This window comes from Micromonospora sp. L32 (assembly GCF_052068055.1).
Classification (GTDB): Bacteria; Actinomycetota; Actinomycetes; order Mycobacteriales; family Micromonosporaceae; genus Micromonospora; species Micromonospora purpureochromogenes.
Genome location: NZ_JBQHDD010000013.1, coordinates 36651 through 63396 on the forward strand (window position 1 = coordinate 36651; position 26746 = coordinate 63396).

22 protein-coding genes are annotated in these 26746 nt (G+C 74.7%); 21 read left to right on the plus strand and 1 reads right to left on the minus strand.

Annotation, left to right across the window (positions count from 1 at the left end; translation table 11 throughout):
• The first annotated feature begins 1228 nt into the window (after positions 1-1228).
• From ACTMTB_RS27905 to ACTMTB_RS28000, 20 genes are all read left to right on the plus strand, one after another.
• Positions 1229-1852 (plus strand): hypothetical protein, encoded by a 624-nt coding sequence (locus ACTMTB_RS27905; RefSeq protein ID WP_441149239.1) that lies wholly within the window; start codon positions 1229-1231, stop codon positions 1850-1852.
• A gap of 147 nt (positions 1853-1999) precedes the next feature.
• On the plus strand, positions 2000-2461 hold the full coding sequence (locus tag ACTMTB_RS27910; protein ID WP_441149163.1) for a DUF948 domain-containing protein: 462 nt from the start codon (positions 2000-2002) through the stop codon (positions 2459-2461).
• A gap of 32 nt (positions 2462-2493) precedes the next feature.
• On the plus strand, positions 2494-2799 hold the full coding sequence (locus tag ACTMTB_RS27915; protein ID WP_441149164.1) for a hypothetical protein: 306 nt from the start codon (positions 2494-2496) through the stop codon (positions 2797-2799).
• A complete protein-coding gene (gene alaS, locus ACTMTB_RS27920) occupies positions 2796-5474 on the plus strand; it encodes an alanine--tRNA ligase (protein WP_441149165.1) in 2679 nt (892 codons plus the stop codon). The genes ACTMTB_RS27915 and alaS overlap by 4 nt, the downstream gene beginning before the upstream one ends.
• Positions 5475-5546: 72 nt before the next feature.
• Positions 5547-6008, plus strand: coding sequence for a Holliday junction resolvase RuvX (gene ruvX / locus ACTMTB_RS27925; RefSeq protein WP_441149166.1), 462 nt, complete (start codon positions 5547-5549; stop codon positions 6006-6008).
• A complete protein-coding gene (gene mltG / locus ACTMTB_RS27930; protein ID WP_441149167.1) occupies positions 6005-7207 on the plus strand; it encodes an endolytic transglycosylase MltG in 1203 nt (400 codons plus the stop codon). The genes ruvX and mltG overlap by 4 nt, the downstream gene beginning before the upstream one ends.
• Before the next feature lie 28 nt (positions 7208-7235).
• Positions 7236-8063, plus strand: a complete 828-nt coding sequence (locus tag ACTMTB_RS27935) for a shikimate dehydrogenase (RefSeq protein WP_441149168.1) — start codon at positions 7236-7238, stop codon at positions 8061-8063.
• A gap of 102 nt (positions 8064-8165) precedes the next feature.
• Positions 8166-9677, plus strand: coding sequence for a family 16 glycosylhydrolase (locus ACTMTB_RS27940; RefSeq protein ID WP_441149169.1), 1512 nt, complete (start codon positions 8166-8168; stop codon positions 9675-9677).
• Between the two features lie 122 nt (positions 9678-9799).
• Positions 9800-11041, plus strand: a complete 1242-nt coding sequence (locus tag ACTMTB_RS27945) for a hypothetical protein (protein ID WP_441149170.1) — start codon at positions 9800-9802, stop codon at positions 11039-11041.
• Positions 11042-11343: 302 nt separating this feature from the next.
• Entirely contained in the window at positions 11344-12183 is an 840-nt protein-coding gene (locus ACTMTB_RS27950; protein WP_441149171.1) for a phosphatase PAP2 family protein, read from the plus strand.
• Between the two features lie 80 nt (positions 12184-12263).
• Positions 12264-13205, plus strand: coding sequence for a glycosyltransferase (locus ACTMTB_RS27955; protein ID WP_441149172.1), 942 nt, complete (start codon positions 12264-12266; stop codon positions 13203-13205).
• Between the two features lie 121 nt (positions 13206-13326).
• Positions 13327-15348, plus strand: coding sequence for a hypothetical protein (locus tag ACTMTB_RS27960; RefSeq protein ID WP_441149173.1), 2022 nt, complete (start codon positions 13327-13329; stop codon positions 15346-15348).
• A 190-nt stretch (positions 15349-15538) separates the two neighbouring features.
• Positions 15539-17173 carry a Wzz/FepE/Etk N-terminal domain-containing protein gene (locus ACTMTB_RS27965; protein WP_441149174.1) on the plus strand — a complete coding sequence of 545 codons (1635 nt, stop codon included), beginning with the start codon at positions 15539-15541 and terminating at the stop codon, positions 17171-17173.
• Positions 17166-18107, plus strand: a complete 942-nt coding sequence (locus tag ACTMTB_RS27970; RefSeq protein ID WP_441149175.1) for a glycosyltransferase family 2 protein — start codon at positions 17166-17168, stop codon at positions 18105-18107. Before ACTMTB_RS27965 ends, ACTMTB_RS27970 begins: the two co-directional genes overlap by 8 nt.
• Positions 18100-19866, plus strand: a complete 1767-nt coding sequence (locus ACTMTB_RS27975) for an O-antigen ligase family protein (protein ID WP_441149176.1) — start codon at positions 18100-18102, stop codon at positions 19864-19866. Before ACTMTB_RS27970 ends, ACTMTB_RS27975 begins: the two co-directional genes overlap by 8 nt.
• Positions 19863-21428 (plus strand): lipopolysaccharide biosynthesis protein, encoded by a 1566-nt coding sequence (locus ACTMTB_RS27980; protein WP_441149177.1) that lies wholly within the window; start codon positions 19863-19865, stop codon positions 21426-21428. The genes ACTMTB_RS27975 and ACTMTB_RS27980 overlap by 4 nt, the downstream gene beginning before the upstream one ends.
• A 19-nt stretch (positions 21429-21447) precedes the next feature.
• On the plus strand, positions 21448-22332 hold the full coding sequence (locus tag ACTMTB_RS27985; protein WP_441149240.1) for a sulfotransferase domain-containing protein: 885 nt from the start codon (positions 21448-21450) through the stop codon (positions 22330-22332).
• A 167-nt stretch (positions 22333-22499) separates the two neighbouring features.
• Positions 22500-23042: a class I SAM-dependent methyltransferase gene (locus ACTMTB_RS27990; RefSeq protein WP_441149241.1), complete on the plus strand. Its 543-nt coding sequence runs from the start codon at positions 22500-22502 to the stop codon at positions 23040-23042.
• A gap of 100 nt (positions 23043-23142) precedes the next feature.
• Positions 23143-24321 carry a chorismate synthase gene (aroC, locus tag ACTMTB_RS27995; RefSeq protein WP_441149178.1) on the plus strand — a complete coding sequence of 393 codons (1179 nt, stop codon included), beginning with the start codon at positions 23143-23145 and terminating at the stop codon, positions 24319-24321.
• A 34-nt stretch (positions 24322-24355) separates the two neighbouring features.
• A complete protein-coding gene (locus ACTMTB_RS28000) occupies positions 24356-24862 on the plus strand; it encodes a shikimate kinase (protein ID WP_441149179.1) in 507 nt (168 codons plus the stop codon).
• A 12-nt stretch (positions 24863-24874) separates the two neighbouring features.
• Here the strand turns inward: ACTMTB_RS28000 and ACTMTB_RS28005 are convergent, their stop codons facing one another.
• On the minus strand, positions 24875-25603 hold the full coding sequence (locus ACTMTB_RS28005; protein ID WP_441149180.1) for an alpha/beta fold hydrolase: 729 nt from the start codon (positions 25601-25603) through the stop codon (positions 24875-24877).
• A gap of 82 nt (positions 25604-25685) precedes the next feature.
• Here ACTMTB_RS28005 and ACTMTB_RS28010 point away from each other — a divergent pair, with 82 nt between their 5' ends.
• Complete coding sequence (locus ACTMTB_RS28010) at positions 25686-26666, plus strand: helix-turn-helix transcriptional regulator (RefSeq protein WP_441149181.1); 981 nt, start codon at positions 25686-25688, stop codon at positions 26664-26666.
• Positions 26667-26746: the final 80 nt, after the last annotated feature.

Consider the following 26746-nt stretch of genomic DNA (forward strand, 5'->3'; position numbering starts at 1 on the left):
CGGTGCCGCCGCGCGCCGAGGCGGCCGGGGCGCGGCCCCGGAGCGGGCCACCGGTCGACGCCGCGCCGCCGAACCGGACCCGTCCGTGCCGATGACCGGCAACGCCCCACCCGTGCCGCCGACCGCTCCCGTCTCGGGCGCCGGCGCCACCCCGCCCGGCCCTGTGCCCGCCGGACGGGACTCCGACGGCCGACGCCGGCCGCGCGCCGACGAACCCGGCACCGGACGTCGGGCCACCCCGCCCGGCGGTACGCCCCGCGGCGACCGGCCGGAACGGCCGGCGGACTGGCTGCGCCAGGCGGGCCGGACCTCGCACACCGATCCGGCGCTGCCGACCCTCGACCGCTCGACCCCGGCCGGCCGTACCGCCGTGCCCCCGGGCACGCCGGCTCCCGGCCGTCGTGGTGGCCCGGCCCCGGCGGGTCGGGCCCGCCCCGGTGCCGAGCCACCCGCCCCGCCCCGTGAGGGCGTACCCGGTCAGCCGGGTCCGGCGCGGGGAGCGGCCCGGCCGGACGGAGCGCACCCCGGCGGCCCCACCTCCGCCCGGGGTCCGCGTGCCGACGGTCCGCACCCGACGGCGGGTCCGCGTGCCGACGGTCCGCACCCCACCGGGGGTGCCCGGGCCGAGGGCGCCGCACCCGTCCGGGGCCCTCGTGGCGACGGCCCGCAGCCCGGCCGGGGGGCGCGTCCCGCCGGCCCGGAGGCCGCTGCCCGGGGGGCCGCCCCCATCCAGGGCGGGCGCCCCGGCGCGTCCCCGGCCGGCACCGGCGCGGTGTCCGGCCCCCGTCCCGCCGTCCCCGAGCAGCAGCCCGGGGCGCGCCCCGGAGGGCCGGCCCGCGCGGCGGTGCGCCCGGACGGCGCCGGTCCAGGCGTCGCCCGACCGCCGGGCGACGACCCGCGTCGGGGCGGTGCCCAGTCCGAGGGCGGGCCGCGTGCCGGGGCCCCGGGCCAGCCGGCGGTGGCCCGCGCGGCCGCACCGGCCCTGCGCCCCGACGAGCACCCCGACCGGGCCACCGGGCCGCAGCGGCAGCCCGCTCGGCCGGAGCCCGGCGGCACCGGGTCCGCCGCGCCACGCCCGGGCGAGCCGGTGGGCGTCGCCCGCGCGGCGGCGGTGGTGCCGCCGGCCGGGCCGCGACCGGCCACCGAAGCGGTCGGCGGTCCGGGCCGGCCCGACGAGGAGGAGCCCGCCAGCGGGCTGCAGGGCGCCCGCTCCGAGCTGCGCCGGCAGATGCGCGAGCGGCGCCGGCTCCGGCTGGGCATCCTGGTGCTGGTCAGCGTGGTGCTGCTCGGCGCGATCCCGCTCTACTTCGGCATCAGTACGCTCAGCCGCGATCCGGTCTTCGACACCCTCGACGAGCTCGACGTGCCCGGCTGGGCGGCGGCGCAGACGGTCGACAACGTCAGCGGCAGCCGCTGGTGCCTGCAGGACTGCCGGCTGCGGGAACGCACCATGGAGTCGGAGCGCGCGCCGGAGGAGACCGCCGGGGTGTACGAGGCGGCGCTGCGCCGGGACGGCTGGGAGCCCTGGCAGGTCAGCCGCTGCCCGGAGCAGAAGGAGAAGGGCCGGTACACCTGCTGGCGTCGCGACGAGCTCACCCTCGACCTGTGGGTACGCGAACCGACCTGCGCGGCGCCGCCGGCCGCCGGGGCGTCGACGGTCCCGCCGTCCACCGAGGCGTCGCCCGCTGCGGGGACGTGTGCCGGCTCGTTGGTGTCGGTGAAGGTCCGCAACGCGATCGACGACGAACGGACCCGGCCGCAGCCGAGCACGGACCCGTCGCTGACCGGTGAGGATCCCTTCCCGACGTTCACCGAGGATCCGCTCGAGGACCTGACACGCTCACCGTCCTGAGCCGGTTTTCATCACGGACGGTAGGGTCTGGGGCTGGCGTGCCCGCCCGCTCCCGCCGGCCCCTCGTGGGCGCGGAGCGACGGCGGGCCCGGAGACGGTCGCGCGTTCCGGACGTTCGTTCCGGAACTCTGCTTGAGGAGGACATGCGTGGATGGTGGACAGATCGCTGCGCTGATCGCGGCCGGCGCGTTCCTGATGCTGGTGCTCGTCCTGGCGGTGCCGATCCTGCGCCTGCGGCACACCGTGGACGCCACGACCCGGATGATCAACGACATCAACGAGCAGACCACCCCGCTGCTGAGGGACGTGAACACCACGGTGAAGAACGTCAACACCGCCCTCGAGCAGGTGCAGACCTCGCTGGACGGGGTGAACCTCCAGCTCGCCAAGGTCGACACCATGACCAGCCACGCGCAGAACGTCACCGCCAACGTGGCGAACCTGGCGACCGTCGTCTCCGCCGCCGCGGCCAACCCGCTGGTCAAGGTGGCCGCCTTCGGGTACGGCGTACGCCGGGCCGCCTCGGCCCGCCGGCACGCGGAGACCGAGCGTGAGGTGCGCGACACCATCAAGCAGCAGCGCCGTGCCGCGCGGCGCGGCAACCGCTGAGCCGGTGGGCGACGAGCCGGAGGGATGAGAGCATGAGGCGACTGTTCTGGCTGGGCATCGGCCTGGCCGTGGGCGTGGTGGTGGTCCGCAAGGCGACCCGCACCGCGCAGGCGTACACCCCGGCCGGAATCGCGAGCGGGCTGTCCGAATCCGCTGGCAGCCTGGTCGAGTCGCTGCGTAGCTTCGTGGAGGACGTACGGATCGGGATGGCCGAGCGCGAGCAGGAGATCCACGAGGCGTTCGCCCGGGGCGAGGCGTTCGACGACCAGTTCGCCGAGCTGCGGGAGGACCCGCGCATCGGCGACCGAGAAATCTTTCCGGAGGAACACCAGCGATGAAGACGGCGGAGATCAAGCGGCGGTACCTCGCCCACTTCGAGGCGAACGGCCACACCGTGGTGCCGTCCGCTCCGCTGCCCGCCATCAGCGACCCGAACCTGCTGTTCGTCAACGCCGGCATGGTGCAGTTCGTCCCCTACTTCCTCGGGCAGCAGACCCCGTCGTACCGGCGGGCGGTCAGCGTGCAGAAGTGCATCCGCACCCCGGACATCGACGAGGTCGGCAAGACCAGCCGGCACGGCACGTTCTTCCAGATGAACGGCAACTTCTCCTTCGGTGACTACTTCAAGGACGGGGCGATCCCGCTCGCCTGGGAGCTGGTCACCAAGCCGGTCGCCGAGGGCGGCTACGGGCTGGACCCGGAGCGGATCTGGCCGACGGTCTACCTCGACGACGACGAGGCGTTCCAGATCTGGCGCTCGGTGGGTGTGCCGGCCGAACGGATCGTCCGGCGGGGCAAGGCCGACAACTTCTGGTCGATGGGCATTCCCGGCCCCTGCGGCCCCTGCTCGGAGCTGTTCTACGACCGCGGTCCCGAGTACGGCCGCGAGGGCGGCCCGGCGGTCGACGAGGACCGCTACATGGAGTTCTGGAACCTCGTCTTCATGCAGTACGAGCGGGGCCCGGGCACCGGCAAGGAGAACTTCCCGATCCTCGGCGACCTGCCGGCGAAGAACATCGACACCGGCATGGGCCTGGAGCGGATGGCCTCCATCCTCCAGGGCGTCGACAACCTCTACGAGATCGACGAGGTCCGGCCGATCCTCGACCGGGCGGCCGAGCTGACTGGCAAGCGGTACGGCGCCCAGTCCGGGCACGTGGCCAGCGAGTCGCACCCCGACGACGTGCGCCTGCGGGTGGTCGCCGACCACGTGCGGACCGCGCTGATGCTGATCGGCGACGGGGTGACCCCGAGCAACGAGGGTCGCGGCTACGTGCTGCGGCGGATCATGCGCCGGGCGATCCGGGCGGTGCGCCTGCTGGGCTACCAGGACCGGGCGCTGCCCGAGCTGCTGCCGGTGGCCCGGGACTGCATGTCCCCGTCGTACCCGGAGCTGGCGGAAGAGTTCGACCGGATCTCCCAGTACGCGTACGCCGAGGAGGACGCCTTCCTGGCCACGCTGCGCGCCGGCACCACGATCCTGGACACCGCCATCGCCGAGACGAAGTCGGCCGGCAAGCCGGCCCTCTCCGGCGACAAGGCGTTCCAGCTGCACGACACCTACGGGTTCCCGATCGACCTGACCCTGGAGATCGCCGGCGAGCAGGGCCTGCAGGTGGACGCCGAGGGCTTCCGCCGGCTGATGGCCGACCAGCGCAACCGGGCCAAGGCCGACGCGCAGGCCCGCAAGACCGGGCACACCGACGTGTCGGCGTACCGGTCGGTGCTGGACGCGGGCGGGGCGGTCGAGTTCACCGGCTACACCGAGCTGAACCGGGAGTCCCGGGTCCGCGCGGTGCTCGCCGACGGTGCCCAGGTGGGCGCGGCGGTCGAGGGCGACACCATCGAGCTGGTGCTGGACACCACCCCGTTCTACGCCGAGGGCGGTGGCCAGCAGCCGGACCAGGGCCTGATCACCGTGGGTGGCGGCCAGGTCGAGGTCTTCGACGTGCAGCAGCCGGTGCCGGGGCTGATCGTGCACCGGGCCAGGGTGCTGCGCGGCGAGGTGCGCGCCGGGGAGACCGGGTATGCGGAGATCGACGTGAGCCGGCGGCGGGCGATCTCCCGCTCGCACACCGCGACCCACCTGGTGCACCAGACGATGCGCAACTTCCTCGGCGAGTCGGCGACCCAGGCGGGTTCGCTGAACGCGCCGGGCCGGCTGCGGTTCGACTTCAACACCCCGACCGGGGTGGCGCCGAGCGTGCTGCACGACGTGGAGCAGCAGGTCAACGAGGTGCTCCAGGCGGACCTGGAGGTGCACGCCTTCATCACCACGCAGGAGGAGGCGCGCCGGATCGGCGCGATGGCGCTCTTCGGCGAGAAGTACGGCGAGCGGGTCCGGGTCGTCGAGGTCGGCGACTACGCCCGGGAGCTGTGCGGCGGCACCCATGTGGCCCGCTCGGCGCAGCTCGGCCTCGTCAAGATCCTCTCCGAGGCGTCGGTGGGCTCGGGCGTGCGCCGGATCGAGGCGCTGGTCGGCATGGACGCGTTCGGCTTCCTGGCCCGCGAGCACCTGCTGGTCTCCCGGCTGGCGGAGCTGTTCCGGGTGCCCGGCGACCAGGTGGCCGACCGGGTCGAGCAGACCGTGACGCAGCTGCGCGACGCCGAGAAGGAGCTGGACAAGCTCCGGGCCCAGCTGGTGCTGGGCGGCGCCGCGGCGCTCGCCGGGCAGGCGAAGGACGTCCGGGGCGTGGCGTACGTCGGCACCGAGGCGCCGGAGGGCGCGGCCGGCAACGACGTGCGGACCCTGGCCCAGGAGATCCGCGGCAAGATCGATCCGGCCCGGCCGGCGGTGGTGGCCGTGGCGGCCCGCGCCAACGGCAAGGCGTCCCTCGTGGTGGCCGTGAACGCGGCGGCCCGGGGTCGCGGGCTCGCGGCCAACGACCTGGTCAAGGCGGCGTTCTCCGGCCGCGGCGGGGGCAGCCCGGACGTCGCCCAGGGTGGCGGCCTGCCGGCGGCGGAAGCGCCGAACCTGCTGCTCACGGTCGAGAAGGCGATCGCCGAGGCGTGATCACGCACCGTGGAACCCAGGGCGGACCGAACCGGTCCGCCCTGGCCCGTTCCGCCGGGGAAGTGCTCCGCCGTGGGTGAGTTGACCCGGGGCGTCCGGCTCGGCGTGGACGTGGGGCAGGTCCGGGTCGGGGTCGCCCGGTCGGACCCGCACGGCATCCTGGCCACCCCGCTGGTCACCCTCGCCCGGGACCTGACGGCGGCGCCCGACGCGGTGCCCAGCGACATGGCGCAACTGGCGCAGCTGGTCGCCGAGCACGAGGCGGTGGAGGTGGTACTCGGCCTTCCGGTCAACCTCGCCGGTAAGCTCGGTCCGGCGGCGCACCACGTGACGGCGTACGCGGACCGTTTGGCCGATGTAATAGCGCCGGTTCCGGTGACGCTCACCGACGAGAGGATGTCGACCGTCGTCGCGTCTCGTAGGCTGGCGGAGCGAGGCGTCCGGGGAAAGCGCCAACGCGCGGTGGTGGACCAGGCCGCCGCGGTCGAGATCCTGCAGAGCTGGCTGGAAGCGCAGCGGAGGCGGACGGAATGATCGACGATCTGGACCTCGGGTTCGACGAGCCTGAGAGGGGTGAGAAGGGCCGGCACCGACGCGGCTTCGTCGAGCGACGCAAAGGCAGGTCCGGCGGCCGGGGGAAGACCATCTTCGCCCTGCTGATGGCGCTCGTCCTGTTGGGTGGCATCGGCGGCGGCGCCTTCTACGGCTTCGACCGGGTCCAGAACTACTTCGTCACCCCCGACTACGACGGCGCCGGCACCGGCGAGGCGATGGTCGAGGTGAAGCAGGGCGCGCTGATCGCCGAGATCGGCGACACCCTCGTTGCCGCCGACGTGGTGAAGAGCACCAAGGCCTTCATCGAGGCGGCCGAGGCGAACGCGCTCAGCAAGAACATCCAGCCCGGCCTGTACAAGGTGCGCAAGCAGATGAGCGCGGAGAAGGCGCTCGCGATGCTGCTCGACCGGAAGAACAAGGTCACCAACCAGGTGACCATCCCGGAGGGGCGTACCGCCAAGGACACGTACAAGCTGCTCTCCGACAAGACCAAGATCCCGGTCAAGGATTTCGAGGCCGCCGCCAAGGACCCGGAGGCGCTCGGCGTGCCGGACTGGTGGTTCGTCCGCAAGGACGGCAAGAAGGTCACCAAGTCGATCGAGGGCTTCCTCTACCCGGACACCTATGAGATCGCGCCGAAGGCGACCGCCGAGGGCGTGCTCAAGGACATGGTCGACAACTTCCTCAGCGTCACCGGTGAGATGAAGTTCGCCGAGCAGGTGCAGGAGAAGCGGGGCGGGATCAGCCCGTACGAGGCGCTGATCGTCGCCTCGATGGCGCAGGCGGAGGCGGGCAACGCCGACGACCTCGGCAAGATCGCCCGGGTCGCGTACAACCGTGCCTACACGGGCAAGTTTCCGTGCAGCTGCCTGGAGTTCGACGTGTCGGTGAACTACTACTGGCAGCTCACCGGCAAGAAGACCAAGGCGTCGAAGGACATGACCACCGCGGAGATCCGCGACCCGAAGAACCCGTACAGCACCCACGCCCACCCCGGCCTGACCCCGACCCCGATCAACAATCCGGGCAAGCAGGCGTTGCAGGGGGCGATGGACCCGCCGGAGGGCGGCTGGCTCTTCTTCGTCGCCATCGACCACAAGGGGCACTCCGCCTTCGCCTCGACCAACGCCGAGCACGAGCGCAACATCGCGAAGGCGAAGGAGAACGGCGTCCTCTGAGCGGCGAGGTGGTGAGCGGGGGAGTGACGTGACGGTGCACAGAGCCGCGGTGCTCGGCAAGCCGATCGCGCACTCGCTCTCCCCGGTGATCCACAACGCCGGCTACGCCGCCGCCGGGCTCACCGGGTGGTCGTACACCCGGGTGGAGTGCGTGGCCGCGGAGCTGCCGGCCCTGGTCGCCGGCCTCGGCCCGGAGTGGGCCGGGTTGTCGGTGACCATGCCCGGCAAGGAGGCGGCGCTCGCGGTGGCCGACGCCGTCTCGCCGGTCGCCGCCGCCGTCGGCGCCGCCAACACCCTGGTACGCCGTCCCGACGGCTCCTGGTACGCCGACAACACCGACGTCAGCGGCATGGTCGAGGTGCTGACCTCCGCCGGGGTGGCCCCGGGCGGCACGGTGACCGTGCTCGGCGCCGGCGGCACCGCCCGCGCGGCGCTGGCCGCGGCGGCCCGGCTCGGCGCGGCCTCGGTGACCGTGGTGGCCCGCCGGGCGGCGGCGGTCGACGAGCTGCGACCGGTCGCCGGCGCGGTGGGGGTGGCCCTGACCGGCGCCGGCTGGGCGGATGCCGCCGCGCACGCCGGGGCCGACGTGGTCGTCTCCACCGTGCCGAAGGGGGTCGCCGACCCGCTGGCCGGCGAGATCCACTGGCGGCCCTCGACGGTGCTGTTCGATGCCCTCTACGATCCCTGGCCGACCCCGCTGGCCGCGTCGGCGCTCGCCGCCGGCGCCCGGGTGGTCTCCGGGCTGGACCTGCTGCTGGCCCAGGCGGTCGGCCAGTTCGAGCAGTTCACCGGCGTGCCCGCCCCCCGGGCGGCGATGGCCCGGGCGCTGGCCGCGCACCGGACCGGGCTTTCTTAGCTGCCGGTTAATTCGGCGCGGCAACCGGATGTCCGACGGACGACGAGCGGCAGGCGTCGATACGCTGCTGCCGGTAATCGTCGCCCACACGGGGAGTGTCCCTTGAGCCGGCACGGACTCCACCGCGCAGCGTCCCGCCTCGGCGCGCGCCGCAAGGCCGTCGTCCTGGGTGTCCTCGGCGCCGGCATGGTCGCCGGCGTGGTGGCCACGATGATGCCGCTGGTGGCGGCGGAGGTGCCCCCGCTCGTCGTGGCCGCGGCGGCGGACACCACCGCCACCCAGGTCCCGCAGGACGGCGACAACGGCGTCAAGACCACCCTGGCCAGCTGCCCCCGGCTCTGCGACGGCAACCGCACCGGCGAGCGGGACGCGCTGGTCGAGTTCGCGGTGCGCGACCTGCCGGCCGACGCGGTCGACGTCCGCGCCACCCTGCGGGTGTACGCCTGGCAGCCGTTCTCCTCCCGGGTGCACGCCCACCGGGCCTTCGGCTCCGCCGCCGGCACCGGCGCCTGGTCGCTGCGGCCGGAGCTCGGGCCGGCGCTGTCCAGCGTCGAGCGGGTCGGCCAGGGCTTCAACGAGTGGGACGTGTCCGGCTCGGTCGCCGGCAACGGCCGGTTCGTCTTCGCCCTGACCCAGGAGACCTGGAACACCCGGATCTACTGGGCCTCCCGGGAGAACGTCAAGGTGGCCATCCGGCCGCAGCTGGTGCTGCGCTACGGACGCGGCGGCCGGCCCGCGCCGACCCGGACGACCGCGGCATCCAGCCCGATCGCCACCACCGCCGCCCCGACGCCGTCGCCGAGCCGTACCGCGTCGCCCAGCCCGAGCCGGACCGCCCCGACCCCGCCGCCGAGCACCAGCGCGCCCGCCCCGTCGCCGACCGCCCGGCCGGGCGACCAGGTGCCCGGCTGGCGGCTGGTCTGGTCCGACGAGTTCGACGGCGCCGGCGTCGACCGGTCGAAGTGGAACCTCCGCGACGACGAGGGACGCGACATCGACCGGGGCTGCAACGTGGACGACCCGGACAACACCTTCGTCGCCGGCGGCGTGCTGACCCTGCGCGCCCAGCGGGAGACCGCGGTGTGCAGCTCGCAGACCCGCGAGTACACGCAGAGCTACCTGGACACCATCGGTCGGGCGTCGTTCCGGTACGGCCGGTTCGAGGTGCGCGCCCAGTCGCCCAACGGGCCCACCGACTCGAAGGGCCTGTGGCCGGCGTTCTGGCTGCGCCCGGACGACGGCGGCCGGGGCGAGATCGACGTGGTGGAGCTGCCCGGCGGCGGCGCGTTCTACCAGGCCGCCACCTTCGGCATCTTCTACGACTACACCCCGGTCAAGCAGGACCAGCGGTACCCGTTCCCGACCGGCTACCCGGGCGACGGCTTCCACACGTACACCACCGAGTGGGAGCCGGACGCGATCCGCTGGTACGTCGACGGCCGGCTGGTCTGGCAGCGCGACCGGGCGACCACGCCCTGGTTCGACGAGGTCTTCCACAAGCCGTACAACCTGCGGTTGAACTTCCAGGTGGGCGGCTGGCTGGGCGACCCGGACGCGGCGACCCGCTTCCCGGCCGACTTCCGGGTCGACCACGTCCGCGTCTGGCAGCGCTGAGCGCGGCCACCGGCACCACGCCGCCCGGCGGTGCTCCGGCCCGTCGGCCGGTTCGTTGCCCCCGGGCCCTATCGTGTCCGCCAGCGCGGACCGGTGGCAGGTCCGGGCGGACGGGAGACGGCATGGCGGCGCACCGGGCGGACGATCCCCGCGAACGCTCCGACGGCATCGGCTGGGTGACCCGGGCGATCTTCGGTGACCCCCGGCTGTGGCTGGACGTCTCCGCCGCCCCACCCCCGCCGGGTCACCGCGTCGCCGCCCGCTACGCGGTGGTGCCGTCGGTGGCGCGGGCGAAGTTCCTGCTGCCGCTGGCCTCCCGGCGGGTCGGGGCCGCGTCGACGCTGGCGTACAACGCGCTGCGGCCGCGCCGGGTACGGGCCAACCGGCTCGCCGTCGGCGTGCTGGCCGGGCTCGGCGCCACCGGGCTGGCCCGGATGCCGGTGCTGACGGTCGCCGTGCCGGACGGGGTCGAGGAGACCGAGCTGCTGCTGGCCGCGCACCTGGGCCGGCTGGCCGGCAGCCGGCTGCACGCGGCGATCGGCATCCGGCCGCCCGACCCGCACCACAAGCCGACCCTGCAACTCTTCGACGACCGGGGCGCGGCCCGCGGGTACGCGAAGATCGGCTGGAACGACGCGACCCGGGCGATGGTGGCGGCGGAGGCGGTCGCGCTGCGCGAGCTGCCCCGCGACGGCGGCGACTTCCCGGACGTGCCCCGGGTGCTGCGCGAGCTGCGCTGGGGCGACCTGGCGGTGACCCTGGTCGAGCCGATGCCCGCCCGGGTCCGCCGGCTGTCGCACCCGGAGCGTCCCGAGGTGGCCGCGATGCTGGCGGTGGCCCGCCGGGGTGGCCCGGCGGCCGCGCCCCGCCCGCTGCGCGGTTCGCCGTTCCTGGCCGACCTCGGCGCGCGCGCCGAACGGGCCGGCGGTCCGGTCGTCGACGCGGTCGCCGCGCTCGTCGCCCGCGACGGCGACACCACGCTGGAGTTCGGCCACTGGCACGGCGACTGGGTGCCCTGGAACCTCGGCCGCCACGGCGGCCGGTTGGTCGCCTGGGACTGGGAGAACAGCGGAGCGCACCGCCCGGTCGGGTTCGACCTGGCCCACCAGGGGTTCCAGAGCGCGCTGTCGCTGGGCGGCCGGCCGGTGCCGGAGGCGGCCGGCGAGATGGTCGCGGTGCTCCAGCGGCACGGCGAGGCGTTCGGGCTGGACGCGACCCGCCGGCGGCTCGTCGCCGACGCGTACCTCGTCGAGCTGTGGCTGCGTACGGCGGAGCTGGCCGCCGGGGGTGGCGGCTGGAGCGACCGGCTGCACCCCGCGCTGCTGCACGTCCTCGCCGAGCGGCTGTCCGACGGGACCGGCTGATCGGGGCGCGACTGTCGGGGAGGCGACCGGCAAACCCGGGAAAAAGCCGCGTGAGCGATCTGCTCACTACCGCTCATCGGAACCGGTCCTCTAGGGTGTCAACACTCGATCACCATCTGCCGGCGACGGCGTGGTCGATCCTGCCCGGCGTGGGGGCGCCGCCGGGCTCCGTGTGGGGGCGGCCGGCGGTGGGCCGGCGTGGCAGGGGGACGGATGGCAACGGCAGGTGACGTCGGGCGCGGGGCCGCCCGGCGGACGGTGGTCGGCGGGTCTACCGGCCGACGGAACGGCGGCGACCGACGATGACCCTCATCTACGCGCTGGGGCTGTTGGCGGTGCTGGTGCCCGCGGTGCTGACGCCGGTGGCGGCGACCCGCTGGGCGCCGGCGGTCCGTGACGGTCGGGCGGCGCACCGGCTGCGGGTGGCGGTGGCCGGGCTGACCGCCGCGTTCGGCCGGAGCGGGGCCGCGCTGGTCGTGCTGCTCGCCGGCTGCGCCGCGGTGGTGGCGATCTGCTGGCCGCTGGGGGAGGCGCTGGCCCGCCTCGAACCGCACGTCGACCATCCGGTCTTCGACTACGTGCACGCCCGACGGGTCGACACCTGGGCGGAGTTGAACTCCTTCTACACCGCGCTCGGTGACCGGTATCCGTTGAAGTGGGTCACCGGCGTGGCGACGCTGGTCTTCGTCGTCCTGTGGCGGCGCCGCCGGTGGTGGGTTCCGCTGGTCGTACTGCCCCTGCAGTTCATCGTCGAGCAGTACGTCCAGGCCATTCTGGCGACGATGGTCGACCGGGGCCACCCCCCGACCGACCTGGGCACCTACCCGTCGGGCGGGTGCGCGCGGATCATGATGACCTTCGGCACCATCGCCGTGCTGGCGATGTTGACCTGGCGCCTGCCGCGCGGCGTCCGGGTGGCCCTGGTGACCCTGGTGGTGACGCTGGTCAGCCTTGAGGGCTACACGCGCATCTACGCCGAGAAGCACTGGCTGACCGACGTGCTCGGCGGCTGGATCTTCGCCACCCTGCTGTTCGCGGTGACGGCGCTGGCGCTGCTCGTGGCGGAGGGTCGGGTCCGGCCGCCGGCACCGTCCGGCGTGACCACCTCGGCGACCCCCGAACCCGCGATGACCGCCACCTGAGCACGAGCCCCGACGCCGCATCCCTTGCGGCGGCCGGAACGCCCGTCCCACCACTCCTCACCACGGAAGCTGGCACCGACGTGACCACCCTTCTCGTCGCCTCCACCGGTGGACACCTCGCCGAGCTGCACGACCTGGCCCCCCGACTCGGTGTGCAGGACGACTGCGTCTGGGCCACCTTCGACTCGCCGCAGAGCCGGTCGCTGCTCGACGGCCAGGAGGTCATCCACGTCCCGCCGGCCACCACCCGGGACGCGGTGGGCGCGCTGCGTGACCTCCTCGCGGCCCGCCGGGTGTTCGGCGGCGGACGGTTCCGGCAGGTGATCAGCACCGGCGCCAGCGTCGCCATGTCGTTCTTCCTGCCCGCCGTCCGCCACGGCCTGGCCTGCCACTACATCGAGAGCGCCACCCGCACCGAGGGGCCCTCGCTCACCGGACGGATGGTCGCCCGGGTGCCCCGCACCCGGCTCTACACCCAGTACCCGGGCTGGGCCGCCGGCCGGTGGACCTACGGCGGCTCCATCTTCGACGGATACCTCGCCACCCGGCGGGCGACGCCCCGGCCGGTGTCGCGGATCGTGGTCGCCCTCGGCACCCACGACCGGTTCGGGTTCCCCCGGTTGCTGCGTCGCCTGGTCGACGTCCTCCCGCCGGAGGCGGAGGTCCTCTGGCAGGTCGGCTCGACGGTCGTCCCGAGGATGCCCGCCGGCGCCCGCCGCCAGGTGCCGTACGCCGAGATGCAGCAGGCCATGCGGGAGGCGGACGTCGTCGTCACGCACGCCGGGGTCGGCTCGGCGCTGGCCGCGATGCGGGCCGGGCACCGTGCCGTCTACGTGCCCCGCCGCCGCCGGCACGGCGAGCACGTCGACGACCACCAGGTCGCGATGGCCCGCGAACTGGACCGCCGGGGGTTGGTGCTGGCCCGGGAGGCCGACGAGATCACCGTCGACGACCTGGCCGAGGCGGCATCGTGGACGGTCGGCGCGAGCGGCGCGCCGGCACCGTTCCGGTGGACGACGTGACGCCCGGCCCGGTTGGCACGTCCACCGGTCGAGACGCGATCCTCGTCCACGGTGGGCGGTGCCGCCGCGACCCGGACGGCGGGACCGGACCGAGCCGCCGTCGGAGCGGACCGGTCGGTTGATGGTGCGACAAATCGGAACGCAGCAAGCTACGCAGGATCTCACTTCATCATTGGGGGCGCCCGTGCTTCTCAGAACGTCGTCTCGATCGCGCCGGGTGCCGGCGCTGCGGCGGTGGCTCGCCGCGCTCGCCGCGCCGGTGCTGGCCGTCGGCCTGCTGGCGGCGCCCGCCCGGGCGGACGGCCTTCCGCCGGTGCCCATGACCCTCACCTCGGCGAACCCGGCCGACAACATCCCGCACGCGCAGAACGGCGACGTGAAGGCCTTCGCCGAGATCGGCACCACCGTCTACGTCGGTGGCTCGTTCACCTCGATCAAGGCGGCCGGCGACGCGAGCTGGACGGCCCGCAGCTACCTGTTCGCGTACGACCGGGTGAGCGGGGCGCTGAAGGCGGGCTTCGCGCCGGCGCTGGACGGCGCGGTGCACGCGCTGGCGGCCAGCCCGGACGGCAAGCTCATCGTCGGCGGCGCGTTCGGCACGGTCAACGGCGTGGCCCGCAAGAACCTGGTCGAGCTGGACCCGACCACCGGCGCCACCGTCGCCTCCTGGGTCGGCCGCAGCGACGGCGGGCTCGTCCGGCGCACCGTCGTGCTGGGCAACAAGCTCTACATCGCCGGGGCCTTCCACTGGGTCAACGGCACCCAGCACTCGCTGCTGGCCCGGCTGGACGCCACCACCGGCGCCATCGACCCGACCTTCCAGATCGACGCCAGCGTCGCGCGCAGCAGCGCCGAGCTGGTCTGGGGCCTCGCCGTCGCGCCCGACGGCGGGACGCTGGTCGCGGTGGGCAACTTCACCCAGGTCAACGGGCAGGCGCGCAACCAGGTCGTGGTCGTCGAGAACCTGACCGGTACGCCGGCCGTCGCCAACTGGAGCACCCAGCGGTACGTGGCGCAGTGCGGCGCGGGCTTCCCGTTCTATGCCCGCGACGTCGACTTCTCCGACGACGGCAGCTACTTCGTGATCGCCGCGGACGGCGGCCGGGCCGACGGGGCGTACTGCGACACGATTGCCCGGTTCGAGACCGCCACCCGGGGCGCGGCCATCGACGGCACCTGGGTGGACGACACCGGCCACGACTCGGTGACCTCGATCGAGGCGGCCGACAACGTGGTCTACGTCGGCGGTCACTTCCGGTGGCTGAACAACGCCAACGGTGACGACTCCGCGGGCGCGGGCGCCATCAACCGGTACGGCCTGGGGGCGCTCGACCCGAGCAACGGCATGCCGCTGGTGTGGAACCCGACCCGCTCGGGCGCGCCGGCCGGCACCACCGACTGGGGCCCGATCCTGTGGGAGTTGTGGCGCGGCAGCAACGGTCTGCTCGCCGGCTTCGACAACGACGGCCTCGGCAACGAGTACCACGGCCGGATGGGGCTGTTCCCGCTGGCCGGTGGCCGGACGGTCCCGGCGGTCAACGCGCCGTCGGCCGCCTCGGGCTACCTCTACGTCGGCACCGCCAACGGCCAGGCCACCAAGGTGCCGTTCGACGGCACCACGCTGGGCACCCCGGTGGCCAGCAGCCAGCCGAACCTCACCGCGGCGGGCGCGGCGTTCTCCGTCGGCAACAAGCTCTACTGGTCCAAGACCGACGCGACCGCGCCGAACGGCAGCTACCTGGACGTGTCGATCTTCTCGGGCGGCTCGGTGGGCGTGCCCTGGATCAGCAGCGGCTACAACAACTGGTTCAAGGCCGCCACCATGAGCGGGGCGTTCTACCTCGACGGCCGGATGTACTACACCAAGGCCGGCACGAACAGGTTGTTCTACCGCTACCTGGAGCCGGACGGCTACATCGTCGGCTGCACCGAGTTCACGCTGCCCAGCCTGAACCTCGCCTGGGGCAACGTCCGGGGCATGGCCTGGGTGACCGGCAAGATCGTGTACGGCAACGCCGACGGCTCGCTGCGGGCTGTCCCGTTCGACGAGACGGCCGTCGACGGCACCGCCTCGGTCCAGCTCGCGCCCGCCTCGGCCGGCGTGAACTGGTCCAGCCGGACGCTGTTCTTCGCCACCTCCTGACCCGATCCGGGTTCCGGGCGGTCCGCCGGTGTCCCCGTGACACCGGCGGACCGCCCGTACCGCAGGGGGCCGGTCGGCTGTCGACCGCGGGTGAACGGTCGGCGACAATGAGACGACCCACCGGCCCCGGCGCGGTCGTCACCCGGCCGGTGCCGGCCACCCCTTCCTCATCGCGCAAGGACCTGACCTGATGGACGTGACCGACGTCGCTTCCGCCCGGCAACGCCCGGTCGGCCTCGTCGAGCTGGCCCGCATCCCGCTGCGGCGGTGGCGGATCGTGCTCGCCTCCGCGGCGCTGGTGCTGGCGGCCGTGCTGGCCTACCTGTTCGTGCTGCCCGCCACCTACACCGGGACCACGGCCGTGGTGGTCCGGCCGGTGGTGACCGACCCGTTCTCGGTGCCGTCCGGCGGCGCCGACCGCGCGGTGAACATGACGGCCGAGAGCGGGATCGCCACCAGCAACGACGTCATCGACAAGGTCGCCGGCATCACCGGGCGGGACACCAAGGAGGTGGCCGACGCCCTGGAGGTGGAGACCCCGGTCGGTGGGCAGGTGATGCGCTTCAGCTACGCCGGGCACAGCGAGCGCGAGGCGGTGGACGGCGCGAACGGCGCCGCCGAGTCGTACCTGGAACTGCGCAAGGGCATGTACGAGAACCAGCGCGCCGCGGTGCTCAAGTCGTACGACGACACGATCGACCTGGTCACCGCCCAGCGCACGACGACGCAGCGGTCGCTGCCGGCCAACCAGAGCTCCAGCAACCCGTCCCCGCGCACCAGCGCCCTGCTGGACCAGCTGCGGGCGCTCAACGACCAGCTCGCCACCCTCGCCGAGCAGCGGTCCAAGGTGGCCTCCGCCGACCTGAGCCCCGGCTCGGTGACCAGCGCCGCCCGTACCCCGGTGCCCTCCAGCCGGGACGCGGCGCCGCTGCTCCTGGTCGCCGGCCTGCTCGGCGGGCTGCTCCTCGGCGGGCTGGTGGCCTTCGTCCGGGAGTCCCTGGACCGCCGGGTGCGCACCGCCGCCGAGGCCGCCGCGACGATCGGCGCGCCGTTGCTCGGCACGGTGCGGTGCCGCCGGGGCGGCCAGCCGGACGAGTCGGACCTGCGCTACCTCGTGCTGGCCCTGGGTCGCTGGGTCGACGGGCCGCAGCGGACCCCGCTGGTGGTGCTCTCCTCGGCGACCGACGAGGGCCGCGAGCAGGTCACCGCCGGGCTCGCCGCGGTGCTGGCCGCCGCCGGCCACGACGTACGCCTCGGTGTCACGCCGGAGAGCCTGGACCGGATCCGCCCGCTGATGCTGGACGCGCAGCGCCGCAACCCGCCGGTGGAGCCGGCCCGCTCCCGCCCGCTGCCCCGTCCCCGCCCGGTGCCCGCCACCACCCCGGCGATGACGGCCGCCGGGCCGGAGGACACCGCCGTGATCCCGGCGGTCCGCAAGCCCCGACCGTTCCCCACCCCCGCCGAGGCGAAGAACGGCGCGGTGTACCGCTCCACCACCACGCCGGAGGACAAGACGGAGATCATCCCGACCGCCCGGCCGGCTGCCGACGGCGCGGCGACCGACGGGCAGGAGCTGCGGATCGGCACCGGCAAGGTCCGCCTCGTCGACCTGGACGGCACCTCCTCGGAGGGGCTCACCGTGCTGGACGCGCCGCCCGCGCTGCACGACGAGCGCGGGGTCCGGGCCGCGCGGGAGGGCCGGGCGCTGCTGGTCGCGGCCCGGGACCGGACCCGGACGGGTCAGCTGACCCAGCTGGTGGACCGGCTGCGCGCCGTCGGGGTGGAGCCGGTCGGGTTCGTGCTGACGGGAGACGGCCGTGACTGACCGCGACCAGCCGGGCGCCGCGACGGCGTACCCCCCGGTGACCGTGGTGGTGGCCACCCGGGACCGGCCTGGGCTGCTGGAGCGGGCCGTGCGGGCGGTGCTCGACCAGGACTACCCGGGGCCGGTCGAGTGCCTGGTGGTGTACGACCACACCGAGATCCGCCCGCTCGACCTGGCCGTACCGGCCGGGCGCACCCTGCGGTACGTCGCCAACACGCACCGGCGCGGGCTGCCCGGCGGCCGTAACACCGGCGCGGACGAGGCGACCAGCGACCTCATCGCGTTCTGCGACGACGACGACTTCTGGCTGCCGGCCAAGCTCGCCTGGCAGGTGGAGCTGCTGGCGGCCCGCCCCGACGCCGCCGCCGCGAGCTGCGGCATCCGGCTGGAGGGCCCGGGCATCGCCAAGGAGCGGCGCCTGGACCGGGCCGAGGTCGGCCTGCCCGACTTCGTCGAGGACCGGGTGATGGAGGTGCACTCCAGCACCATCCTGGTCCGGCGGTCCACCTGGGACGCGGTCGGCCCGGTCGACGAGGAGCTGCCGGGCGGCTACGGCGAGGACTACGAGTGGCTGCTGCGGGTGGCCGCGCACGGGCCGGTGGTGATCGTGCCGGAGGTGCTGGTGGTGGTGGACTGGCACGGCGGGTCGTTCTTCTTCGGCCGCTGGGCCATGATCGTCGAGGCCACCCGCTACCTGCTGGACAAGCACCCGGAGCTGGCCGGCAGCCGGACCGGCCTGGCCCGGCTGCACGGCCAGATCGCCTTCGCGCTCGCCTCCGGGCGGCGGCGCCGGGAGGCGCTGCGCGAGCTGGGCCGGGTGGTCCGGCTCAACCCCCGCGAGAAGCGGGTGCTGGTGACCGTGCCGGTGGTGCTCGGCCTGCTCTCCGGGGAGCGGGTGCTCCGGCTGGCCCAGCGCCGGGGCCGGGGTGTCTGACCGGCGGCCCGGGGCGACCGCGCCGCCGCTGCCCGTCTGGCCGCTGACGGCCATGTTCGCCCTGATGCCGCTCTGGTGGGCGCTGGGCGCGTTCTACCTCGGCTGGTCGGTCTTCGGGGTGGTGCTGCTCGCCCTGCTGGTCACCCGCGGCCGGGTCGCGCTGCCCCCCGGCAGCGCTGCCTGGCTGGTCTTCCTCACCCTGGTGCTGCTCAGCGCCACCCGGCTGGACCGGGCCACCGCCTACCTCACCTTCGGGCTGCGCTTCGGCTTCCTGGCGACCGCGCTGGTGGTCTGCGTGTACGTGCACACCCTGGTCCGCGACGGCACCCGGTGGGACCGGGTGCTGCGCCCGCTGGGCTGGTACTGGCTGGGCGTGGTGGCGCTGGGTTGGCTGGCCGTGCTGATGCCTACCTTCGCCCTGACCACCCCGGTGGAGATGGCCCTGCCGCAGAGCATCTCGGGGGAGCGGTTCATCCAGGCGCTGACCCACGTACGGGCCAACGAGTTCAACCCGCAGTCGCGCACGCCGATCTACCGCACCGCGGCGCCGTATCCGTACACCAACAACTGGGGTACCGCGTACGCGTTGCTGGTGCCCTGCGTGCTGGCGTACCTGACCTCGGTGCGTACCGGGCGGTTCCGGGTGGCGCTGTGGGTGTCGCTGCCGCTGTCGGTGGTGCCGGCGTTCCTGACGCTCAACCGGGGCATGTTCCTCGGCCTCGGCGCCGGCCTGCTCTACCTGGGCCTGCGCGCCCTGGTCCGGGGCAACGCCCGGCTGATCGTCTCGATCGGCGGGCTGGTGGTGCTGGTCTGGGTGGTCAGCCTGGTCGTGCCGGTGCAGGAGATGATCGACGCCCGGGTCAGCAGCACCGACACCAACGTCGACCGGATGGACCTCTACGTGCGGACCTGGCAGGCGGTGGAGCGCTCGCCGCTGCTCGGGTACGGCGCGCCCAAGAGCGTGGACACCACCCTCGCCGAGGAGCCGCTGGGCACCCAGGGCCTCATCTGGCAGATCCTCTACAGCCACGGCATCCCGGCGCTGGTGGTCTTCCTCGGCTGGCTGGTGCTGGTGGCCCGGCGGCTGGCCGCCGCGGTCTCGCCGGCCGGGCACTGGCTGAGCACCGTCCCGGTGATCGCGCTGGTGGTCATCCCGGTATACGCCTACATCGACCCGAACCTGTCGGTGATCTTCTTCGCGGTCGGGGCCGGGTTGGCGGCGGTCGGCGGGCCGGTCAACCGGGCGCCGACCGGCCCGTCCACCATGGCCCAACCGGTGCCGCTGGCGCCCTGGCGTACCCGGGGGATCGGCCGGGCCACGGTGCCGGCGCCGCCGGTGCCCCCGCCCGCGCCGCCGCCGGCGACCGGGGTGGCCGCCGTCCCGCTGCGCATGCCGCAACCGCCGGCCCCGCCGGCCGTGCCTCCCGCGACCGTCCCGGCCCCGAGCGCCGCGCCGGTCGTGCCGGCGCCGCGATCCGCGCCGGCCACGCCGCCTGCGTCGATCCCGGCCCCGAATGCCACGCCGGTCGTGCCGGCACCGCGATCCGCGACCGCCCCACCTCCGTCGGCCGCCCCGCCGGCAACGACGGCGGCGGAGGTCACGGCCGGCGTGCCCGCGCCCCGGGCCGCGGCCACCCCGCCCCCTGCGCCCGCTGCGCCGGCCCCGACCGTGCCGGCGGCGGCCGAGGCGGCCCGGCCGCCGGCGTCCGAGCCGGACCGGCCGGTCGCGGACGCGCCACGCCAGGGAGGGACGGCATGACCGATCCGGGTACGCGGCCGACCGGCGCGGCCGCCACGGCCGTCGCGGACGCCGGTGGGTCGGCCGGTGAGCGGGAGGTACGCCGCAGCACGCGCAGCGGGATGGTCGGGCTGGCCGGCGCGGCGGTCAACGGCCTGCTGGGCTTCGTGCTGACCGTGGTGATCGTCCGTGGGTTGGGGCCGGCCGGGTCCGGCGCGATGTTCACCGCGATCGGCGTGGTGGCGATCATGGGTGTGCTCTGTTGCGCCGGCGCCGACACCGCGCTGGTCTGGGCCCTGCCCCGGCGCCGGACGGGTCGCGACGGTGACGCCGCCCGGCTGCTGCCCGTAGCCCTGCTTCCCGCGCTGTTGTTCACGGTGGTCGTGGCGATGGCCGGCGTGGCCCTCTCCGGGGCGCTCGCGCCGGTGCTGTTCGACCCGGGCACGCATGCGGGGGCCGGCCTGCTCCGGCTGGCCTTCGCCGGCCTGCCGTTCGTGGTGGCGACCACGGTGCTGCTGGCCGCCGTGCGGGCGGTGCGACCGGTCGCCGCCCTGGTGGCGGTGCAGTACGTCTTCGTGCCGGCGGCCCGCCCGGCCCTGGTTTCGGCGGCGCTGCTCGCCGGCGCGGGGGTGACGGTGGCCTTCGCCGGCTGGCTCGCCCCGATCGCCGTGGCCGTGCTGGTCTGCGCGGCGCTGCTGGCCCGGCCGCTGGGCCTGGGGGCCGGCGCCGCGCTGCGCCCGGTCGGCGCGGACTGGCGGACGCTGTGGGGCTTCGCGCTGCCCCGGGCCGCCTCGGCGACCATCGACGCCAGCAGCATGTGGCTGACGGTGCTGCTCACCGCCGCGCTCGCCGACCAGGCCGAGGCCGGCATCATCGGCGCGGTCGGCCGCTACGCCCTCGCGGGCCTGCTCATCATGCAGGGCCTGCGGGTGGCCGTGGCGCCCCAGCTGTCCCGGCTGCTCGGGCAGGGGCGCACCGGGGAGGCGGCCCTGGTCTACCGGCGGATCACCGCGGTGATCATCGCGCTCTCCTGGCCCGCCTACCTGCTGCTGGCGGTCTTCGCGCCCGGTTTCCTGCGGCTGTTCGGCGCGGAGTTCACCGCCGGCGCCGCCGCCATGGTCGTGCTCGCCGGGGCGATGATGGTCAACTCCGGGACCGGGATCGTGCAGACCCTGCTGCTGATGAGCGGCAGCAGCGGGCGGCACCTGCTGGCCGCCGCCACCGGGCTGCTGCTCAACGTGGCGCTGGCCGTGCTGCTGATCCCGCCGCACGGAGCGCTCGGCGCGGCGGTGGCCTGGACGGTCGGCATCGTGGCGGAGAACGTCATCGCGACGGTGGCCGCCCGCCGGGTGGTCGGCGAGCCGCTGATCACCCGCTCGGTGCTGCGCGCCGCGGCCGCCGCCGGCACCGCCACCGCCGTGCTGGCCACGGCCGGCGCGACCGTCGCCGGCCGGGGCGTGGCCGGGCTGTTCCTCACCCTCGGGGTCGCGGTGCTGCTCGGCGCCGCGCTGCTGCTGCACCCGGGGGTACGCCGACGGGCGCGGGCGACGGCGCCGACCCTGCTCGGCCGTGGGCCGAGCTGACGAGGAGGACGAGATGACGATGCGGGACAGGGTCAAGGCGCTGGTGCCCGCCCCGGTGCGGGCCGGGGTGCGCACCTCGCTGGTCCGCTACGGGGAGCGCACCAGCGACCGGCGTCCGCTGCCGGACTTCCTCATCATCGGCACCAAACGCGGCGGCACCACCTCGCTCTGGCGCTACCTGCTGGAGCATCCGCTGGTGCCCCGGCTCTTCCCGGCCTGGAACACCAAGACCTCGCACTACTTCGAGGACACCTTCGCCCGGGGCGAGACGTGGTACCGCTCGCACTTTCCGACCCAGCGGCAGCGGTGGGCGCTGGAACGCCGGCACGGCGGCCCGACCCGGGTGGGGGAGGCCGCGCCGCTCTACATGTTCCACCCGCAGGCGCCGGGGCGGGTGGCGGACCTGATCCCCGCCGTGAAGCTGATCGTGCTGCTGCGCGACCCGGTGGAGCGGGCGTACTCGCACTGGAAGGAGCGGCGGACCGAGGGAGTGGAGCCGCTGGACTTCGCCGAGGCGCTGGCCCGGGAGGAGGAGCGGACGGCGGGGGAGCGGGAGATGCTGATCGCCGACCCGACGTACGTCAGCACCGCCTACGACTGGTACACCTACCGGGCCCGGGGCCGCTACCTGGAGCACCTGGAGCCGTGGCTCGACCGCTTCGACCGCGGGCAGTTGCTGATCCTGCCCAGCGAGAAGCTGTACCGCGAGCCCGCCGCCACCTACGCCCGGGTGCTGGACTTCCTCGGCCTGCCGGCCCACCAGCTCGACCGGTACGAGGTCTTCAACGACCGGCGCAGCAGCGCGATGGACCGGTCGGTCCGCGACGAGCTGACCCGGTACTACGCGCCGTACAACGAGGCCCTGGCCAGCCGGCTGGGCATGACCTTCGACTGGGGGAGCTGACCGTGGCGAGCGGGACCCGGACCAACGACGACAACCCGACGGCACGCCGCCGGAGTTCCCTGAACGCGCTGCGCTTCCGCCTGGTCGACTCCCCGGACTCGTACGGCGCGAAGCGCCGGGCGAAGCGGGCGCTCTGGCTGTCGGAGACGTTCCCCGACCTCGCCCAGATGTCCGTGCTCGACCTCGGCGGCCGGGTCGACAGCTGGTCGACGGTGCCGGTACGCCCGAAGCACGTGCACGTGGTCAACCTGGAGCCGCTGCCGGCGGAGCTGCCCGACTGGGTGGAGGCCGACCACGCCGACGCCTGCGAGCTGCCCCCGGCCATCCTGAGCCGCCGCTACGACCTGGTGTTCAGCAACAGCGTGCTGGAGCACGTGGGCGGGCACGAGCGGCGCCGCCGGATGGCCGAGGCGATCCGGACGCTCGCTCCCCGGCACTGGGTGCAGACCCCGTACCGGTACTTCCCGGTGGAGCCGCACTGGGTGGCGCCCGGCATGCAGTTCCTGCCGGTGCCGGCCCGGGTGGCGGTGGCCCGCAAGTGGCCGCTGGCCTACACCCCGGGCAAGTCCTGGGACCAGGCCATGAAGCAGGTGCTCACCACCGAGCTGATCGGTCGGGCCGAGATGCGCTACCTCTTCCCCGACTCGACCATCCGGGCCGAGCGGATGCTCGGCCTGACCAAGTCGATCATCGCGGTCCGGACGGTCTGACGGGCCACCGGTGACCCGCCCGGCGGACGTCCGCGTCCGCAGGGCGGGACGCGCCGGGCGGCACGTCGGGGCGGCGACCGACCGTGACAGACTGAGCGCTGTGTTGCGCTGGCTGACTGCAGGTGAATCCCACGGACCCGCCCTCGTCGCGATGCTCGAGGGGGTGCCCGCCGGGATCGAGGTGACCACCCGGGAGATCTCCGACGAGCTGGCCCGGCGCCGGCTCGGCTACGGCCGGGGCGCCCGGATGTCGTTCGAGCGGGACGAGGTCGAGGTCATCGGCGGCCTGCGGCACGGCGTCACCCTGGGCAGCCCGGTCGCCATCCGGGTCGGCAACTCCGAGTGGCCGAAGTGGCAGACCGTGATGGCCGCCGACCCGGTCGACCCCGACGAGCTGGCCCGGCAGGCCCGCAACGCCCCGCTGACCCGCCCCCGGCCCGGCCACGCCGACCTGGCCGGCATGCAGAAGTACGGCCACACCGACGCGCGGCCCATCCTGGAGCGGGCCAGCGCGCGGGAGACCGCCGCGCGGGTGGCCGTCGGCACGGTGGCGAAGGCGCTGGTGAAGCAGGCCCTCGGCATCGAGATCGTCTCGCACGTGGTGGAGCTCGGCCCGGTCGCCGCCAAGCCGGGCCTGCGGCCCCGGCCGGAGGACGCCGAACGGATCGACGCCGACCCGCTGCGCTGCCTGGACCCGGCGGCGAGCGCCCGGATGGTCGCCGAGGTCGACGCCGCGAAGAAGGCCGCCGACACCCTCGGCGGCGTGGTCGAGGTGCTGGCGTACGGGGTGCCGCCGGGCCTGGGCAGCCACGTGCAGTGGGACCGCAAGCTCGACGCCCGGCTGGCCACCGCGCTGATGTCCATCCAGGCCATCAAGGGCGTGGAGATCGGCGACGGCTGGCAGCAGGCCCGCTCCCGCGGCTCCGAGGCGCACGACGAGATCATGCCCACCGCCACCGGCGTCCGCCGGGTCACCGACCGGGCCGGCGGCCTGGAGGGCGGCATCACCACCGGTGAGCCGCTGCGGGTGAAGGCCGCGATGAAGCCGATCTCCTCGCTGAACCGGGCGCTGGCCACGGTCGACGTGACCACCGGCGAGCCGGCCACCGCCATCAACCAGCGCTCCGACGTCTGTGCCGTGCCGGCCGCCGCCGTGGTCGCCGAGGCGATGGTGGCGCTGGTGCTGGCCGAGGCGGCCACCGAGAAGTTCGGCGGCGACTCGGTGGCGGAGATCCGCCGCAACCTCGCCGGGTACCTCGACGCGCTGGTGATCCGGTGACCGGCCGGGCGGCGGCGGGACGGAGCGTGCTCCGGTGACGAAGCCGGTCTGCGTGCTGGTCGGGGCGCCTGGCTCCGGCAAGACCACCGTCGGCGTGGAGCTGGCGGCGCTGCTCGGGGTCGACTTCCGGGACACCGACGCCGACATCGAGCGCCTGGCCGGCAAGCCGATCCCGGAGATCTTCATCGACGAGGGGGAGGCGCACTTCCGTACCCTCGAACGGGCGGCGGTGGCGGCGGCGCTGGCCTCGCACGGCGGGGTGCTCGCCCTCGGCGGCGGCGCGGTCCTCGCCGAGGAGAACCGCGCCGCGCTGGTCGGGCACACCGTGGTGCACCTGTCGGTGGAGCTGCCCGACGCGGTGAAGCGGGTCGGGCTCGGCGCCGGCCGGCCGCTGCTCGCGATCAACCCGCGGGCCACCCTCAAGCACCTGATGGACCAGCGCCGCCCGCTCTACGCCGAGGTGGCGACCGCGACCGTGGTGACCGACGGGCGTACCCCGCCGGAGCTGGCCGCGGAGATCGTCGCCCTGCTCAAGCCCTGACCCGGCCGGCGGTCAGCTCCGGGCGATGGTGTCGAGCAGGTCGGCGAGGGCCTTCGGCTCGCTCAGCATCGGCCAGTGGCCGGTCGGCAGCCCGTGCAGCTCGGCGCCGGTCAGACCGGCGAAGAACGGGTGGCCCTCGGCGATCATCGCGGCGGCCACCTCCACCGGGAAGGTGCACGCCACCAGCGCGGTCGGCACCGGCCGCCCCCCGGTGCGCCGCACCGGGTCGGTCGCCGCGCCCAGCGGGTGCCCGGTGGACCGGCGCCGCAGCAGCGCCAGCGCGCCGTCGTCCAGGCCGGCCAGGTTCTGCGGGTCCTTGGCCGGCTCCCAGGCCGGCGGCGGCAGCAGGTGCCCGTCGCCGATCCGCGCGCGCAGCCGCTCCTGCTCCTCCGGCGGGTTGACGTCGAACTGGGACATGCCGTCGGGCAGCGGCCCGCTCTCCACGTAGACCACCCGGGCGATCCGGTCCGGCATCCGGTCGGCCGCCTGGGTCACCGGCATTCCGCCGCCGGAGTGCCCGACCAGCACCACGTCGCGCAGTTCCTCCGCCTCGATGAGCGCGGTGAGGTCGTTGGTGTGCGTCTCCAGGCCCACCTCCGGGCCGGCCAGGTGGGCCCGGTCGGCCACCCCGGTCAGCGTCACCGCGTACACGTCGTGGCCGCGCCCGCGCAGGTCGGCGGTCACCTCCCGCCACGCCCAGCCGCCCAGCCAGAACCCCGGCACCAGCACGAACGTCGCCATCTCGGATCTCCCTCGTCTCGATGTCCACGGACACCGTAAGCTGGAATCCGGACAGTTTCCGCCCGGTATTGCGAGGTGGCCCGTGTCACATCCCGCCGGTCGGGTGCTCGCGATGCTCGAACTGCTCCAGAGCCACCACCGGCTCACCGGCGTCGAGCTGGCCGACCGGCTGCGGGTCGACGAGCGCACCGTGCGCCGGTACGCCGCCACCCTGGTCGACCTCGGCATCCCGGTCACCGCCGAGCGGGGCCGGTACGGCGGCTACCGGCTGCGCCCCGGCTACAAGCTGCCGCCGTTGATGCTCACCGACGACGAGGCGGTCGCGGTGCTGCTCGGCCTGGTCGCGGCGGAACGGCTGGGGCTGGGCACCGAGGAGCCGGCGACCGCCACCGCCCTGGCCAAGGTCCGGCGGGTGCTGCCGGCTCCCCTCGCGGAGCGGCTCGCCGCCGTCCAGGACCACCTCGGCTTCACGCTGCGCCGCACCGACCCGGCGCTCCGCCCGGCCACCGGCACGCTGCTCACCCTCGGCGCGGCGGCTCGGCAGCGGCGGCGGGTGACGCTGGACTACCGCTCCTGGCGGGGTGACCCGTCGCGGCGGCAGCTTGACCCGTACGGGCTGGTCTTCCACGCCGGCCGCTGGTACGTCACCGGTTACGACCATCTCCGCGACGAGGTACGCACCTTCCGGCTGGACCGGATCGGCGCGGTCAGCACCGGCCCGGAGACCTTCGCCGTGCCGGACGACTTCGACCCGGTGGCGCAGGTGACCCGTTCGTTGGCCGGCGTGCCGTACGCGCACTCGGTCGAGGTGCTGCTGGAGACCGACCTGGTCGCCGCCCGACGCCGCATTCCGCCCAGCGTCGGCGAGCTCGCCGAGGTCGCCGACGGGGTGCTGCTGCGGACCCGCGCCGAGCACCTCGACGGGATGGCGCAGCTGCTCGCCGGGCTCGGCTGGCCGTTCACCGTGCTCCGCCCGGACGCGCTGCGCGACGCCGTCCGCGCCCACGCGACCCGACTCGCCGGCTGGGCTGACCGGCCCGGCGAGGCCCCACCGTCCGACTGACGAACCAGACCCCGGCGAAGCCCGCGCCTGGCCGGGACCGGTAGCACCGGCAGGACCGGCGGCGGCCGGGACCGACGGCG